Below are 15,136 nucleotides of genomic sequence, written 5' to 3' on the forward strand. Positions count from 1 at the left end.
ATTCACAAAATTCGTATGCGTAAAACATAGTGCTTTTGGGAAAAATTTAGTACAATAAATGATACTAGTTTTAAAAATTGAGAGAGTGGTGTAGAAGTTTGAGTAATGAAGCACCGGTTTATGGTGGGCAAGCCCTTTTAGAAGGCGTCATGTTTGGCGGGAAAGAACATACTGTAACAGCAATCCGTCGTAATGACGATAGTATTGAATATTATTATGCTAAAAAACCAAAGAAACCTTTGTTCCAAAAGTTAAAAAAAATCCCCTTTGTTCGAGGTGTAATTGCTCTTATTGAATCATCCGGTTTAGGTGCAAAGCATCTACAATTTTCAAGTGATCGATATGACATTAATCCGGGAGAAGAAGAAGAAAACGAACCAGAAACATCGAAATTGCAAATGATATTAGGTGTTGCTGTTGTTGGTGTCATTTCCTTTTTATTTGGTAAATTTGTTTTTACATTAGTTCCAGTCTTTATTGCAGAATTATTTTCACCTTGGATATCGGGTAAGTTTCCTCAAATTTTTTTGGAAACCCTTTTTAAACTAATTTTACTTTTAGGCTATTTATACATAGTATCGATGACTCCGATCATTAAGCGGGTTTTTCAATATCACGGTGCGGAACATAAAGTGATCAACTGTTATGAATCAGGTTTAGAGTTGACAGTAGAAAATGTTCAAAAGCAATCACGACTCCATTACCGGTGCGGATCAAGTTTTATTTTATTTACCGTCATTATCGGAATGTTCGTGTACTTTTTCTTCCCTACCGATCCATTATGGTTACGGGTCGTAGTTCGTATTTTATTAATTCCAGTTGTACTCGGGATATCCTTTGAAGTGCTTCAAGCAACGAATGCAGTAAGAGGTATTCCAGTATTAAAATACCTCGGTTACCCTGGATTATGGCTTCAATTATTAACGACGAAGGAGCCAAAGGATGAAATGGTCGAGGTTGCTATTGCTTCATTTAAAAAATTACATGAAGTCGAGAAAAACCCGGAATTGGCTATGGAATTGCATCACGATTAATCGAATATAGACTTCTGTTAATTAACCTTGCAAAAGTTATCTTTTGCAAGGTTTTTATGATGAAAGAAGTTAACGTGAAACAATCGAGGACCTATTTACATTTTTCGACAAATCCGATACCATTTTCATAATACATAATGAGGAGTTTTGTAAAATGGAATTAGATATCGTGAAAGTATTCGTTCTCTCCTTCTTTGGTTTTGTCGGCGCATTTATTAATGCCACTGTAAGCGGTGGTGGTTTAATTACTTTACCTGCCCTTCTATCTGTTGGTCTTCCCCCATCCGCTGCGATTGCAACGAACAAATTAGCTGCCTCGATGGGCAATTTAACTAGCTCTTTAACATTTTTTAAAGCTGGTAAAATTGATATGAAGCTAATCGGCCCCATTTTACCCCTCATCTTCATTTTTTCTATGATTGGAGCTTGGACTGTCCATTTAATGGATTCCGAACTATTAAGACCTTTAATTATCGTTATGCTCATTGTCGTATTAATTTACACGTTAGCAAAGAAAAATTGGGGACAATTAGCAGAAAGAAAACCGTTAAAGTGGAAACGGGGTATTCTCTTTTTTTCTAGCCTTGTACTATTAGCATTTTATGATGGATTTTTTGGCCCTGGGACAGGTTCTTTCATTATTTTTGTCTTTTTGATTATGGGGTTTGATTTTTTAGAAGCGGCTGGAAATGCAAAAGTATTAAATTTTATGAGTAATATAGCCGCACTCATTATGTTTTTAATTTTAGGAGAGGTTGTTTTTACGTATGGAATCATCATGGGGTTATCGATGATCGTCGGCGCCTTCTTCGGAACGAAATTCGCTTTAAAGAAAGGGACAAGTTTTGTTCGAATGTTATTCATTGTCATGACGATTGTTTTAATAATGAAAAATATTTATGATTATTTTCAAGCATAATTGTTGATATAAAAAACCGGAAACAAAACTCTTGACGTTTTGCTTCCGGTTATTTTATTTTACGCTATTTTTTATAGTCCACATTTCAACTGGGCACCACAGCTTGTACATGTGTTACAACCACCTAATTCTTCTACTGTTCCTTGACGACAAACAGGACAAGTATTCCCTACTTCGGAACCGATTGTAACGTTTGTAGTAGTAAGAGGGGCAATTGTATCCACTAATACAACGGGTTGTTTTTCAACGACTTTCTCTTCCAATACTTCATCAAAGGCTAATTGCTCATCATGGGATGATTCTGCTTTTAATGTAAGTACTTGTGAATCACGGCTACCATCTACGTAAACCGTTCCACCTTTTGCTCCACCTTTGTATAGACGTTCGTACACTTTTTGTACTTGCTCTACTGTGTAGCCTTTTGGTGCGTTTACTGTTTTAGAAATCGATGAATCTACCCAACGTTGGATAACACATTGTACATCCGCATGGGCTTCAGGCGTTAACTCCATCGATGAAATAAACCAATGTGGTAAATTGTTTTCATCTGCTTCTGGATGATTATTTAAATAATCTTGCACAATTTCAGCTTTTACTTCAATGAACTTACCAAGACGACCAGAACGGTAGTAAGTGAAGGAGAAGTATGGTTCTAATCCCGTTGCAACCCCAACCATCGTACCAGTAGATCCTGTTGGAGCAACCGTTAATAAGTGGGAATTACGAATACCATTTTCAAGCACTCCTTGTCGAACATGTTCAGGCATTTTCTTCATATAACCAGTGTTAATGAAGGCTTCTCTTAAACGTTTCGTTTCTTCTTCTGTTTCACCTTGTAAGAATGGGAAGCTACCACGTTCTTTACCAAGTTCGATAGATGTTTCATAAGCTGTTACAGCAATCGTTTCAAAGATTTTATCTACTAATTCATTGCCTTCAGGAGAGCCATACTCTTTTTCACAATAAATTAATAAATCGGCAAGACCCATTACTCCAAGACCTACTCGACGTTCACCTAACGCTTGTTTACGGTTTGGTTCTAAGAAGTAAGGTGTCGCATTAATGACGTTATCTTGCATACGTACTCCGATACGAACGGTTTCCCGTAGTGCATCGTAATTAACTGTTTTTGTTTCTATATTGGCAAATTGAGCTAAATTGACAGCAGCTAAATTACATACTGAGTATGGTGCAAGGGGTTGTTCTCCACATGGGTTTGTTGCAACCACTTTTTGACCATAGGCACGAGCGTTCGTCATGTCGTTCGCATTATCGATAAAGAAAATACCCGGTTCCGCAGCATATGTAGCACAAATATTAATTAAGTTCCACAGTTCTCGAGCTTTAATTGTTCGATAAGTACGAACTCCGTAACCCATTGCTTCCCATTCACGTACGTCCCCTACTTCATGCCATTTTTCGTTGTAAATAGCCATTTCTTCTGGAGTGTAGTTCGCAACATCTGGGAATCGTAATTCATAATCAGCGTCATGTTCAACTGCTTCCATGAATTCTTTTGTTAAAGTAACCGAAATATTAGCACCTGTTAAAAATTCCGGATTATGAACGCTATAAGTTCCACCATCACGTAATTTACTTTCTGCTTCTTTTATAATCGCTTCGTTGAAACCGCCAAGACCAGGAATTGCTTTATAGTTTACAATACCTTGGTACATCGCTTCCTCTTGTTGTGTTAAAGGTTTGAATTTTAACTTTTCCTTTGCTAATGAAGCAATTAACTCATCTTCTGTATTTTCAATTAAGTAACGAAGAATACGTGGGTTTTGCATTTTTGAAATAATGAATTCCACAATATCTGGATGCCAATCGGCTAACATAATCATTTGCGCCCCACGACGGCTACCACCTTGCTCTACAAGATGCGTAAGCTTAGCAATATCATCAAGCCACGATACGGATCCGCTTGATTTACCGTTTACACCTCGGGCTAATGTGTTACGTGGACGTAATGTTGAACCATTTGTACCAACGCCACCACCACGGCTCATAATTTCCATTACTTGTTTTCGATGATCACTAATACCTTCACGACTATCTGGTACGAAAGGCATTACGTAACAGTTAAAGAATGTAACATCTGTTTGAGAACCTGCTCCATACAATACACGACCAGCAGGAATAAATTTTAATGAAGCAAGCTGTTCATAAAACTTTTCAAACCATTTTTGTTTATTTTCTTCTGTTTCTTCAACAGCAGCTAATCCAGTCGCATTGCGTTTTGCAATTTGTTCGTAATAAATTTCAAGAGGCTTTTCAATTACGTCTAAGGAACGCACAATGATGCCTGTTTCTTGTTCAATTGGATTGTCTAATACATGGCGGTATTCTTCTTCAATTAATATTTCAGCTTTTTTTGCTTCCACATCGATTGAACGAATGAACCCTAATCCGCGCGCAGGAAACTTTGGATCTTCTTTAATAGTTAATACAACAAAATCTCCAGGCTTTAACGTTTTCTTTTCCGTATCCTTAAAGGAATAACGGTCAATCATAACCAATCTTGATACTCCCTTATGCGTAATATGCATGTCCGGTGTGATTGGATGTACTTGTGGGAAATTCTTGATGTCTTCATTTAGTTGTTCTACGAGGATGGTTGCATGCGTTTCACTTAACATTACCATCTGCCAGCCTCCCTTAATAAAATCTAGTGTTGTTTACATTGATAGAGACATACAACATATTGTATGCGAATAATATAAACAACACTAGATGTAGTTAATATTTATTTACTAGAAAAGATTACCTCATAACAAATATTGTTGCAAGGGGTTGATTTTTTTAAAAGTTGCCTGAACCCTTTAAATTCAATAGTTTAAACTCTATAAAAAAATTTTTCCGAAAAGAGAAACATACGTTCCTCTTTTATTTTTTGAAGTTCCACTCATCATTTAAATATTTTTTTTGTTCAAGTTCTTTCACATATTGCTTTTGTTTGTCCGATAATTCGTAAGGTACTAATTCAATGTCTAGTGCTTGCTCAAAACCTTTTTTAAACGCTTCTACACATTGTGGAATCGTAATTTGTTTATCTGTTAATTGATTAATGGCTACGGCCTTTTGAGGGAGTTTTTCACGCATTTTTTCTTTCATTTCTGGTGAAGAAAATTTAAAGAGGGATAACAATTTTTCTTCATCAAGATCTAATAATATAGCCCCGTGTTGTAAAATGACACCTTTTTGACGTGTTTGGGCACTACCTGCTACCTTTTTCCCTTCTACGACAAGTTCATACCAGCTTGGTGCATCAAAGCATACAGCACTTTTTGGTTTTTTTAAATCAGCCAGTTTTTCTTCTGTATCAGGAACACTAAAGTAAGCATCTAACCCTAAGTTTTGGAAGCCTAGTAATAAGCCTTCACTAAGTACCCGGTAAGCTTCTGTTACCCCTGCAGGCATTTCGGGGTATTGTTCAGTAACGATAATACTATAAGTCAGTTCACTTTCATGTAAAACGGCTCGTCCACCAGTAGGACGTCGAACAAAGCCAAGATTTTGCGCCTTTACAGCATCAAAATCAACATCCTTCTTCGCACTTTGGAAATAACCGATTGATAGAGTTGCTGGATTCCACTCATAAAATCTAATGACAGGAGGAATTTCTCCTTCACTATGGAAATCTAGTAAAGCTTCATCCAATGCCATATTATAAGAAGGACTGCATGGACCTGAATTAATAAAATACCATTTTGATTTCAAACCTATCATCTCCTCACACATAACTATCATTTTAACAAACTCATTGGACTATCGCTACTTTCTCTTTTATAATGGAATATGTAGAAAGAAAGGAGAAAGAAAGCAGTGACTGTACTTTATACAATTGCTATCATACTAGGCCTTATCATCGTATATGTTCTAGTCAATACACTGCGTTTAAAGAAAGCAGTGTCAAACTTAAATCAAGATCAATTTATCCAAGGCTATCGAAAAGCTCAACTAATCGATGTACGGGAAGCAAAAGAATTTGAAGCAGGTCATATTTTAGGTGCTCGTAATATTCCATCAACACAATTACGTCAACGTTATAAAGAAATCCGACCTGATTTACCAGTATATTTATACTGCCAAAACTCCGGACGTAGCGCCCGTGCTGCTTTATTTTTAAAGAAAAAAGGATATAACCAACTTTATCAGCTTCAAGGCGGTTTCAAAACTTGGACTGGTAAAATTAAAACAAAAGCTTAACCAATAATGAAAGGGGACATGCTCAAGCCATTGAGCTGTCCCCTTTCAAACGTTATAGAATGTCACTTGCACACCACGACAAAAAGTGTAGAGAGCCATTAAAATGACTCGATCTACACTAATTAGATTTTAAGCTTCTACTTTTGTATAACGAAGAATTGGAGTACGTGCCGCACGCGTTTCATCTAAACGGCTAATTACCGTTGTATGAGGTGCTTCTTGTACTAAGGAAGGATTTTCTTCCGTTTCCTTCGCAATTTGAATCATCGCATCGCAAAATGCATCTAACGTTTCCTTCGATTCTGTTTCCGTCGGTTCAATCATCATTCCCTCTTCCACATTTAATGGGAAGTAGATTGTTGGTGGATGGTATCCAAAGTCAAGGAGACGTTTCGCTATATCTAATGTGCGAACACCTAGTTTCTTTTGGCGACGTCCAGATAAGACGAATTCATGTTTACAATGACGGTTGTAAGGTAGATCGAAATATGGTTCTAAACGACGCATCATATAATTCGCATTTAATACGGCATATTCAGTCACAGCCTTTAAGCCGTCTGGACCCATTGTACGAATATACGTATAAGCACGAACATTTATACCAAAGTTACCGTAATACGGTTTCACACGACCAATAGATTGTGGTCGATTATAATCGAAATGGAATGTTCCATCTTCTTTTTTCACTAGCACAGGTTTTGGTAAGAACGGAATTAAGTCCGCTTTTACGCCGACAGGACCAGATCCTGGTCCACCGCCGCCATGGGGACCTGTAAATGTTTTATGAAGGTTTAAATGGACACAGTCAAAGCCCATATCCCCTGGGCGAGCTTTACTCATAACAGCGTTTAAGTTAGCACCATCATAGTACACTTTCCCACCAACACCATGGATAATTTCCGCCATTTCAATAATGTTTTCTTCAAACAACCCTAATGTATTTGGGTTTGTTAACATTAAAGCTGCTGTATCTTCCCCAACGACACGACGTAAATCCTCTAAATCTACTAAACCATCTTCATTGGACTTAACCGTAATCGTTTCGAATCCAGCTACTGTTGCAGATGCAGGGTTCGTACCGTGGGCAGAGTCAGGAACAATGACTTTATTACGATGCCCTTCTCCGTTTGCTTCATGGAAAGCACGAATCATCATAAGCGCCGTCCATTCACCATGGGCACCGGCAGCAGGTTGTAACGTAACTTCGTCCATACCTGTAATTTCTACTAATGAAGTTTGAAGATCATAAAGTAATTCCATTGCCCCTTGAACTGTTGATTCGTCTTGTAGTGGGTGAATGTTCGCAAAACCTGAAAGTCTCGCAACATTTTCGTTTATTTTCGGATTATATTTCATCGTACAAGAACCTAATGGATAAAATCCGGAATCAACCCCGTGGTTACGGCGAGATAATGCTGTATAGTGACGCATTATATCAAGCTCTGAAACTTCTGGTAATTCAGGAGCTTCATCACGAACATAGCCTTCTGGTAATAATTCTTCTAAATCCACTTCAGGAACATCTAACTCTGGTAAACTATAGCCAACTCGGCCTTCCTTCGATAATTCAAAAATGAGTGATTGATTTTCGTTATGCATTGTAAGCCCCCATTTCTGCAACTAATGCGTCAATTTCTTCTTTTGTACGTAATTCTGTGACAGCAAGTAAAACATGGTTTTCCAACTCTGGATAAACACGACCTAAATCAAAACCACCAATAATCCCTTTTTCTAAAAGGTATTGATTGATTTCCGAAACCGGTTTCTTTGTTTTCACTACGATTTCGTTAAAATGAGCACCTTGGAATGGAATCGTAAATCCAGCTGCTTCAAAGGCATTTTTCGCATAGCGAGTTTTGACAATATTTTGTTTTGCCATTTCTTTCACACCCTTTTTACCAAGGGCAGTCATCGCTACAGAAGCTGCAAGGGCAAGTAACGCTTGGTTAGAACAAATATTAGACGTTGCTTTTTCGCGACGAATATGTTGTTCACGGGCTTGTAATGTTAATACATAACCACGGCGTCCGTCCTGATCCACCGTTTCTCCTACTAGACGACCTGGAACTTTACGCATCAGCTTCGTTGTCGTTGCAAAGTAACCACAATACGGACCGCCAAAACTTTCAGGAATACCGAATACTTGTGCATCTCCTACAGTAATATCTGCACCAAGTTTACCTGGAGGAGTTAAAACGCCTAAAGCAAGCGGGTTACTGGAAACAATAAATAATCCTTTTGCTTCATGGGCTAGTTCACCGATTGTTTTTAAGTCTTCAATTTGACCAAAGAAATTTGGATATTGAACCATCACAGCAGCAGTATTTTCGTCAATTAATGTTTTTAAAGCATCCATATCCATCACACCGTCTTTTGTAGGAACTGTCACAATTTCAATCGATTGACCGTAGGCATAAGTTGCTACAACATCTCGGTATTCAGGATGAATCGCATCGGAAACAAGTAATTTTTTTCGTCGAGTATGACCAGCTGCCAGCATTCCTGCTTCCGCTAAAGACGTTCCCCCGTCATACATCGATGAATTGGCTAAATCCATTCCCGTTAACTCCGCAATCATCGTTTGAAATTCAAAGATTGCTTGAAGCTCCCCTTGGGAAATTTCTGGTTGATAAGGTGTATAAGCTGTATAAAACTCTGAACGAGAAATAACATGGTCAACAATCACCGGTTTGTAGTGATTGTAAATCCCTGCCCCTAAAAAGGAGACATTAGACTCTGTATCTTCATTTTTCGCAGCAAGTTGTTTTAATTCTTTTAATAAGGAAGATTCTGATTTCGCTTCTTTAATATTGTAGTACCCTTTAAAACGAACGCTTTCAGGGATATCTGAAAATAATTCATCAACACTCTCGACACCAATCGTCTCCAGCATTTCTTTTTTGTCTTGTTCCGTCATAGGAAGATAACGATGTTTCATTAGTAACCCTCTTTTCGATTTATTTTGAACGTTTATAAAAAGGTGTTGCTACCGTTTTTGCTTGTAATCGTTTATTACGAATTTCAATTTCCAATTCCGTATCTAATTGAGCAAATTTTGAGTCAATTAATACTAAACCGATATTTCGTTTCGTTAAAGGAGACTGGGTTCCTGTTGTGACTTCGCCAATTTCTTCACCATCTTTAAACACTTTATAACCGTGGCGAGGAATTCCTTTGTCAATCATTTCAATGCCAATGATTTTTCGTGATAAGCCGTTTTCTTTTTGAGCAACTAACGCTTCTTTGCCGATAAAGTCCGATTCCTTTTGAAGTTTCACTGCAAATCCAATTCCCGCTTCTAAAGGAGAAATGTCTTTCGAAAGTTCTTGACCATATAAAGGTAGGCACGCCTCAAAACGTAACGTATCTCGGGCACCTAAACCAGCGGGAACAACACCCTTTTCTTTTCCAGCTTCTAAAATTGCATTCCAAAGGTTAATAACCGCCGTTGGTTCACCGTAAATCTCAAAGCCGTCCTCTCCTGTGTAACCAGTACGAGAAACTAATACTAAATTTCCAGAAATATTGACATCTTGTTGGAATTTGAAATATTTAATCTCTTTTAAGTCTACTTCTGTTAATGTTTGAAGAACTTCTTCGGCAAGTGGACCTTGTAATGCAATTTGAGCGTAGTCATCAGATTGATTGATGACCGTTACATCCCCATGGACATGTTGTTGCATCCATTCAAAATCTTTTTCAATATTGGCTGCATTGACACATAATAAATAACGGTTTTCTTCCAATCGATAAACAAGCAGATCGTCAACGACTCCACCAGTTTCATAACACATCGCATTGTACTGGGCGCCACCAATGGCAATTTTTGAAATATCATTTGTTAATAGATTTTGTAAAAACTTGAGCGCATCTTTTCCTTCTACTAAAATCTCACCCATATGGGATACATCGAAAAGGCCCGCGCGATTTCTGACTGCATCATGCTCTTCCTTTATAGAATTAAATTGTACAGGTAATTCCCAACCGCCAAAATCAATTGTTTTCCCACCGTATTTGGCATATTCATGGAATAACGGTGTTCGTTTTAATTCATTCCCCATTGCATATCCTCCTTAGAGTTTCAACGTTTTTGAACATAAAAAGGACAGACGAATCCCTCATCAATTTGAGGAATCCCCTGTCCTTGCACCTGAAAGTTACACCAAATTCAGTAATAGACAAGTCTACTCTCCTTTGGCTTTCCCCTTTGGTGGCTGTAACAAAAATGAACATATACAGCGCTCTCCAGAGATGCGTCCTGTACGAGTCTTTTTGCCTGAGAGATTCATAGTCCGTGACTACTTGCTCCTTCGGCGACGCTATTCACGTTCTCTCCCCGTACAATCATCCGCCCATATTTCATTATTCAATGTACAAATATGACAACTCTTGGCTATATCCTAACATTGAACGCTATAGAATGGCAATCTTTTTTTAAATTTAATGTAAAAACGAACATTCAACAAACATTCTAATTTATTGTTCACCTTTTAATCGATTCACTTGAAAAGCAATATACTCTACAATTTGACGTAGGGTACGACCTTCCGTCAAGACTCGAATATGACCTGCCGCCCGATAAAACTTTCTTCTCGTCTGATACAACTGTTCCAGCTCTTGTTTTGTGGAACGTTGTACAATTGGACGATTTTTATCATTTTTAATTCGAATATAAATATCTTCAAACGTGGCATCTAAAAAAAAGACGAGCCCTGTATGGCGCATGATTTTCCGATTTTCCTCGTTTATGGCAACTCCTCCACCTGTCGATATAATACATGCTTCATCTCGAAAATTACGAAGGAACTCGGTTTCCAACGCTCGAAAATGCACCTCACCATATTTTTCAAATATTTCTGGAATCGACATCCCCTGTTGTCGAACTATTTCATGATCCATGTCATAATACGGCATTCTTAAAAAATAGCTTAATCTTCGACCGATAGCGCTTTTCCCACATCCCATGAAGCCTACTAAGTATATTTTTCGCATGCTATCACCTTCTTTACAACCAAAAATCTGTCTACTACTTACTACCAATTTTCTCTAGTAAGTTTATCGTAGCATGAACATTGGCTAATTCCAACGAATTATATGTTTTTATTTGTGATTCATATGAAATACAATAATAAGTTATAAAGGAAGTAGTGACAAAAAGTAACATGATAGCTAACGCGAAAGTACCACCTCTGTCATTGGTAATTTTTTTGAACAAAGAAGGTTCTCTCCTTTACTACACTATCCTGAAATTCAACATATATTGTCAAAAAATCTCCTTGAAGTCTAAACTGAACCTTTTGAATACCGATTAATAACGGTACATAACCTTTATCATTTGTTTTTAGTCTTATTACATCACCGTATCGGTCGATTTGCTTTCGATCTACTGAATCTACATAAGCAATTTCAATTTGCTCTGATTTCTCTTTAACGGTTATCTCATCTACATTTGAAAATAACTGTTGAACATCTTGGACAAATAATTCCCACGTTACATCATCATCGGTTAATAACGATTGATTCATTTGATTTAACCATGAAACAACCATCATAAGGATAGCTGCTAATAAAATGAACACGACAAATTGAAATAATGCTTCTAGTAAAGTAAACCCTTTATTATTTAATAAATTTCTTCTTTTCGCCCGATACATTTTATCTTTTCATCATCCCCATTACGATATGTTACACAAATTTTTTGACCGTCGTATGTCCAATGGTAATCGATTTGTTCAATTGTTTTCTTGCCACTTTTTAATGATTCCGTTTGAAGTCTTTTCGCCACTTCCAATGCCGTTTCAGAAGCGTGTAATTCTAATTTTTGGTTATATAAAGTTTCTTTTAAATGGTAAGTAAAAGGAATAAGAGTACCGGCAAGGATGAATAGAATGACGGCAGTTAGTAAAGTTTCAGCGAAGGATATTCCTTTATTATTTAGCATCAACTATCCTCATCCGTCCTTTTTGTATATTTACTATTAATTGTCTTTCTCCAAAGGGGGTATAAAAAATAATTTTGCCAAAATTCACTACTTCACCATTAGGATAAATCACTATATTTTTAAGATTACTATATATGTTTAATTGAACAATTGATGGAAAGGACCTCTCAAAAATTTTTTTACCATCAAGGCTGTAGTAGGCTTTATACGTATTATTATCACTAAACAATACATTGATTGTTTTCTTTTCCTCTATCGCAAGGGCTTGCATCCGTTGAATATCCAACTGAACTTGGTTAAAAAATTGCTCAACAGCCTGTTTTTCTGAGATGGTATACGTTACTTTATAAACAATAGAACTTACAACAATTACAATGAATAGGACCAATAACATTTCAATTAAACTAAATCCTTGATCGTTTTTCATATGTTTCATCAAGAGCATTTATTCAATTCGCTATTCTCCTTTCACTACAACTTTCCCATCGCTTTGTATTTGGATTTCTGCTCCATTCGGACAGGAAGTTTCACCTTCATTTATATAATCCTTCTCGACTAATTCACTTAAAGTAGGAATGTCATGGTAATCAATTTTGTATGCTTCAACTTGTCCTTGAACCATTTTGACAAAGGCATCGCACCCCTTTTGATCTATTGAAGAAAAATGTTTTGTTACATTTGGAATTGTAATCAATATTAAAATGGAAATAATTAACAAAACTATAAGCATCTCTATAAGAGTAAACCCGTCTTGTCTTTTTAAAATCAAAACCATCACTCCTTTTAAATCAATTCAATTAATTCATACATTGGTAATAAAATACTTAAATAGGCAGCGATAATACATACTGCAATAAGGATGAAAAAACATGGTTGTACAATAGCAATAATGAATTGAATGTTCGTTTGCAGTTTTTCTTCCAATAAATCACAGTAAATGAGCAATTCTCGACCTAAATAACCGCTTTTTTCTCCGTGTTTTATAAATTCTTCAAACTTCGGTGAGAACCAAGCTAATATAGAGACTGCATTTGATAGTAATTCACCATAGATGACTTGTCTTTCTAGCTCCCTCGCTACATAAGCAATCGTTTGATTTAATTGTTGATTTTGTAAAATGTCTAATGCTTGTTGTAGTGAAATACCACTAACAAGTAGTTCTCCTAGGGTTTTCGATATTCGTATCGTTAATTGCAACTTGAAAAAGTAATTTACAACTGGAAGTTTTAATAAAATATTGATTCGTTCGGATATTGCTTTCCTTTTTAAATGAACGAAGAATATTAGAAAAAGGATGAAACAACTGGAGGAAATAATAAAGAGTATATCTGGGAGATGGAGAAAAAGATTTGAAATACTAACCATTCCGCTTACTTCCTTTGATCGAGAACGAATGATTTCCGTAATACTTGGTAAAAAATACGTACGGAAAGCGATAAAGATCATCATGAGAACAACGGATAAAAATATTGGATAGCTTAACAGTTTCACTACTTTTTTCCTCATTTGATATGTAAATTCTAACTGCTTCGAAACTGTTTTTAATACTTCAGCAATGTTTCCACTTTCTTCAGCAATTTGAAGGGTAATCAAGTAATGATTCGGTATGGGAAAACTTTTTAATATGTCGATAACTTTCCCACCATTTTTTAGTTTTTCATAGATTATTGCCCTCCAATAAACTAAATTTTCTACATGGTAAGGAAGTAACATATCAATGGAGTCGGCAAATGTGTAACCTTCATTCAGCAACGTACTTAACCGATTTAAAAATGCAGGTAGTTGTTTGACTTTCTTCTTTTTTGAGGGAAGATAAGGATACTCCTTTAATTTAAGTAGTAACGGTTGCATGCCTATCCTTCACCTCATAGGAAGCTAATTGGTGGGATAACTTCTCATGTTTAGGTAATTGATACTTGTCACCCCGCATAACCGCTGCTATCGCCTCAACTAAATGACAATCACTTAAAATTTCATATAACGCTTTCCTTTCCTCTGTTCCTATTTCCACCAAACATTGAGCAACAATTCCAATAAGAGCTTGTCTAATTTCTTCAATCGATATATTTAAATCTAACAATCGATATATGCAATTAACTGTATCCTTCGCATGAATGGTACTTAATACTAAATGGCCCGTTAACGAAGCTTCAATTGCAATCTTTGCGGTTTCCTGATCACGAATTTCTCCAATCATGATGACGTCCGGTGAGTGACGTAATATTGCTTTTAAACCGGCTGCATAGGTTACCCCTGCCCTTTCATTTACTTGAATTTGCAATAAATTCGATTGACTATTCTCAACTGGATCTTCTAAAGAAATGACGTGACGGGCAAGAGTTTCGCTCGTGTAATTCACTAATGAATATAAAGTAGTCGTTTTTCCTGAACCAGTTGGCCCACAAAATAACAAAAGACCTTGTTGGTTGGATATGAGTTGAACTAGTTTTTCTGCCGATTTTGGATTGAGGGAAAGTGAAGTAAGGGGGAGACTGGAATTTTGAAGCATTAATCGGATAACGACACTTTCTCTTTTAAAAACAGAAGGTAGAGTAGATACCCGAAAGGCATATAACTGATTTGAGAATTCCTTTTGAAAAGAACCGCTTTGAGGTTTGCGTTTTTCGCTTATATCAAGGGATGATAAAAATTTGAAATAAGAGATGATCCGGTCTCCTAATTCAAAAGGTATATTGGTCGTTGGAAATAGTTTTCCATATTTACGAAAATGTATGGAATATTGATGATTTTGAGGAACAATATGAATATCCGATGCTCCGAAATGGAGTGCCTTCAATAATAACTGCATACTTTTATTTTCTACTACAGATTCAATGTCCATAGGCAACACCTCATCATTATAGTATTTTAATTGACCGCAACTGAATTAAAAACAGTATATAATGGTAATGGAAATTGGAAAACCCCTTTTTCTAACTTTAATATTTCAACTTAATTTTCTAAAGAAATGATAAATTTGATCAAGATATTATTGTTTATCCAAAAAAACCTTTTAGTATTGTTTAACGTTTT

At 36.4% G+C, this 15,136-nt stretch carries 15 protein-coding genes and 1 riboswitch; of the genes, 3 read left to right on the forward strand and 12 right to left on the reverse strand.

All coding sequences use genetic code 11. The features are described 5' to 3' along the window. The first annotated feature begins 98 nt into the window (after positions 1-98). Positions 99-1,034, forward strand: a complete 936-nt coding sequence (locus MHH69_RS10175) for a DUF1385 domain-containing protein (protein WP_122971863.1) — start codon at positions 99-101, stop codon at positions 1,032-1,034. A 154-nt stretch (positions 1,035-1,188) separates the two neighbouring features. Then, on the forward strand, positions 1,189-1,953 hold the full coding sequence (locus MHH69_RS10180) for a TSUP family transporter (protein ID WP_341362252.1): 765 nt from the start codon (positions 1,189-1,191) through the stop codon (positions 1,951-1,953). Positions 1,954-2,024: 71 nt separating this feature from the next. On the opposite strand, the gene MHH69_RS10185 is transcribed toward MHH69_RS10180, so the two are convergent. After that, complete coding sequence (locus MHH69_RS10185; protein ID WP_122971865.1) at positions 2,025-4,598, reverse strand: vitamin B12-dependent ribonucleotide reductase; 2,574 nt, start codon at positions 4,596-4,598, stop codon at positions 2,025-2,027. A 241-nt stretch (positions 4,599-4,839) separates the two neighbouring features. Continuing rightward, positions 4,840-5,619, reverse strand: a complete 780-nt coding sequence (locus tag MHH69_RS10190; protein WP_174232672.1) for a lipoate--protein ligase family protein — start codon at positions 5,617-5,619, stop codon at positions 4,840-4,842. 159 nt (positions 5,620-5,778) lie between these two features. Between MHH69_RS10190 and MHH69_RS10195 the strand changes: the two genes are divergently transcribed. Beyond that, positions 5,779-6,162 carry a rhodanese-like domain-containing protein gene (locus tag MHH69_RS10195; RefSeq protein ID WP_122971867.1) on the forward strand — a complete coding sequence of 128 codons (384 nt, stop codon included), beginning with the start codon at positions 5,779-5,781 and terminating at the stop codon, positions 6,160-6,162. A 129-nt stretch (positions 6,163-6,291) separates the two neighbouring features. Here MHH69_RS10195 and gcvPB read toward each other — a convergent pair whose 3' ends face one another. The 10 genes from gcvPB to comGA all read right to left on the reverse strand — a co-directional run bounded on the left by gcvPB (position 6,292) and on the right by comGA (position 14,945). Next, positions 6,292-7,761, reverse strand: a complete 1,470-nt coding sequence (gene gcvPB, locus MHH69_RS10200) for an aminomethyl-transferring glycine dehydrogenase subunit GcvPB (RefSeq protein ID WP_122971868.1) — start codon at positions 7,759-7,761, stop codon at positions 6,292-6,294. Beyond that, positions 7,754-9,100, reverse strand: coding sequence for an aminomethyl-transferring glycine dehydrogenase subunit GcvPA (gene gcvPA / locus MHH69_RS10205; protein ID WP_341362253.1), 1,347 nt, complete (start codon positions 9,098-9,100; stop codon positions 7,754-7,756). Before gcvPA ends, gcvPB begins: the two co-directional genes overlap by 8 nt. Positions 9,101-9,119: 19 nt before the next feature. Next, positions 9,120-10,223, reverse strand: a complete 1,104-nt coding sequence (gene gcvT / locus MHH69_RS10210) for a glycine cleavage system aminomethyltransferase GcvT (protein WP_341362254.1) — start codon at positions 10,221-10,223, stop codon at positions 9,120-9,122. Between the two features lie 193 nt (positions 10,224-10,416). Further along, positions 10,417-10,510, reverse strand: a riboswitch (glycine riboswitch). Positions 10,511-10,638: 128 nt separating this feature from the next. Further along, entirely contained in the window at positions 10,639-11,154 is a 516-nt protein-coding gene (locus tag MHH69_RS10215; RefSeq protein WP_341362255.1) for a shikimate kinase, read from the reverse strand. A 200-nt stretch (positions 11,155-11,354) separates the two neighbouring features. Continuing rightward, positions 11,355-11,816, reverse strand: coding sequence for a competence type IV pilus minor pilin ComGF (gene comGF, locus MHH69_RS10220; protein WP_341362256.1), 462 nt, complete (start codon positions 11,814-11,816; stop codon positions 11,355-11,357). Beyond that, a complete protein-coding gene (locus tag MHH69_RS10225; protein ID WP_122971875.1) occupies positions 11,786-12,103 on the reverse strand; it encodes a hypothetical protein in 318 nt (105 codons plus the stop codon). The genes comGF and MHH69_RS10225 overlap by 31 nt, the downstream gene beginning before the upstream one ends. Further along, positions 12,093-12,530, reverse strand: a complete 438-nt coding sequence (locus tag MHH69_RS10230; protein ID WP_158599691.1) for a prepilin-type N-terminal cleavage/methylation domain-containing protein — start codon at positions 12,528-12,530, stop codon at positions 12,093-12,095. Before MHH69_RS10230 ends, MHH69_RS10225 begins: the two co-directional genes overlap by 11 nt. A 30-nt stretch (positions 12,531-12,560) precedes the next feature. Further along, a complete protein-coding gene (gene comGC, locus MHH69_RS10235; RefSeq protein WP_406927656.1) occupies positions 12,561-12,869 on the reverse strand; it encodes a competence type IV pilus major pilin ComGC in 309 nt (102 codons plus the stop codon). A 17-nt stretch (positions 12,870-12,886) separates the two neighbouring features. Continuing rightward, positions 12,887-13,954 (reverse strand): competence type IV pilus assembly protein ComGB, encoded by a 1,068-nt coding sequence (comGB, locus tag MHH69_RS10240; protein ID WP_122971878.1) that lies wholly within the window; start codon positions 13,952-13,954, stop codon positions 12,887-12,889. Then, positions 13,935-14,945, reverse strand: coding sequence for a competence type IV pilus ATPase ComGA (comGA, locus tag MHH69_RS10245; RefSeq protein ID WP_341362257.1), 1,011 nt, complete (start codon positions 14,943-14,945; stop codon positions 13,935-13,937). The genes comGB and comGA overlap by 20 nt, the downstream gene beginning before the upstream one ends. Between the last annotated feature and the right edge of the window lie 191 nt (positions 14,946-15,136).

Origin of the sequence: Ureibacillus sp. FSL E2-3493 (assembly GCF_038077515.1) — a bacterium.
Taxonomy (GTDB): Bacteria; Bacillota; Bacilli; order Bacillales_A; family Planococcaceae; genus Ureibacillus; species Ureibacillus halotolerans.